Annotated in this window: 2 protein-coding genes; both read left to right on the top strand. The window is 74.6% G+C overall.

Annotation, left to right across the window (positions count from 1 at the left end):
- On the top strand, nt 1–542 hold a 542-nt coding region (locus tag PROKR_RS17725), incomplete at its 5' end, for a type III PLP-dependent enzyme domain-containing protein (protein WP_483823647.1).
- A gap of 85 nt (nt 543–627) precedes the next feature.
- Nucleotides 628–1,032, top strand: a complete 405-nt coding sequence (locus tag PROKR_RS17720) for a RidA family protein (protein WP_036965243.1) — start codon at nt 628–630, stop codon at nt 1,030–1,032.
- Nucleotides 1,033–1,187 lie beyond the last annotated feature (155 nt).

Raw genomic sequence — 1,187 nt, 5'->3', positions numbered from 1 at the left:
CCGACGTCGTGACCCGGCGCCTGGGCGAGCCGCTCCAGGCCGCCGCGGACGACGGCGTCCCCGCGGCTCTGCCGACCCGCGTCGTGCTGCGCTCCGGCGCCTACGTGACCCACGACCACGGCCACTACCTGCGCACCGATCCGTGGACCCGGCTGGGCGCGGAGCCGCTGCGCCCCGCGATCACGGTCTGGGCGTCGGTGCTGTCCGCACCGGAGCCCGGGCTGGTCATCTGCGGTATGGGCCGGCGCGACGTCTCGTTCGACATCGACCTCCCGACGCCGCTCGTCGTGCGCCCGGCCGACGCCGACGGCCGGCCGGGGGAGGCCCGCGAGCTGAGCGGCGTCGTTGTGACCGCGCTCAACGACCAGCACGCCTACCTGTCGCTGGACGGCGCGACGGAGGGCCCGGCGGACGGCGCGCTCCGTCCCGGCGACGTGGTCGGGTTCGGCATCTCGCACCCGTGCACCACGCTCGACAAGTACCGCACGGCCCTGGTGACCCGCGGCGACGAGGTCGCCGAGCAGGTCACGCTGAGCTTCTGACCGCCGCCGGCGGCGGCGCTGCGACGCCGCGCGCAGCACCCGCAGACCTTCCGACCGACCTCTGACAGAACCGCAAGGAGAAACGATGACCGCGAAGACCGCCATCTCGACCCCGGACGCCCCGGCGCCCGCGCACACCTTCCACCAGGGCGTGCGCAAGGGGCCGTTCGTGCAGGTCTCGGGGCAGGGCCCCATGGACCCGGCGACGAACCAGTACGTCCACGAGGGCGACGTCGCCGCCCAGACCACCCGCACGCTGGAGAACGTCCGGGCGATCGTCGAGGCCGCAGGCGCGACGTTCGACGACGTCGTCATGCTGCGCGTGTACCTGACCAAGCGCGAGGACTTCGCGATCATGAACGAGGCCTACGGCGAGTTCGTGACCCAGCACTGCCCGGGCGGCGTGCTCCCGAGCCGGACCACGGTGTTCACGGGGCTGCCCCGCGAGGAGATGCTCGTGGAGATCGACGCGCTCGCGATCACGGACTGACCCGCGGCCGCGGCTGATACCCACGGGCCGCGGACCCGCACGCACCGCGGTCCTGACCCGGCCGACCGGATCGCCGGGTCAGGGCCGTGGCGCGCAGCGGAAAGTCAGTCCGCGGGGGCGGGCTCCGGCTCCACGGCGGGGGGGGGGGGGGCGCC

Origin of the sequence: Promicromonospora kroppenstedtii DSM 19349 (genome assembly GCF_000515355.1) — a bacterium.
Taxonomy (GTDB): Bacteria; Actinomycetota; Actinomycetes; order Actinomycetales; family Cellulomonadaceae; genus Promicromonospora; species Promicromonospora kroppenstedtii.
The sequence above is the reverse complement of the archived record's forward strand: the minus strand, read 5'-3'. Positions and strand labels throughout refer to the sequence as shown.

Coding starts and splice junctions, on each gene's coding strand:
- PROKR_RS17720 (WP_036965243.1), top strand. CDS start 628: ATGACCGCGAAGACCGCCATCTCGACCCCGGACGCCCCGGCGCCCGCG.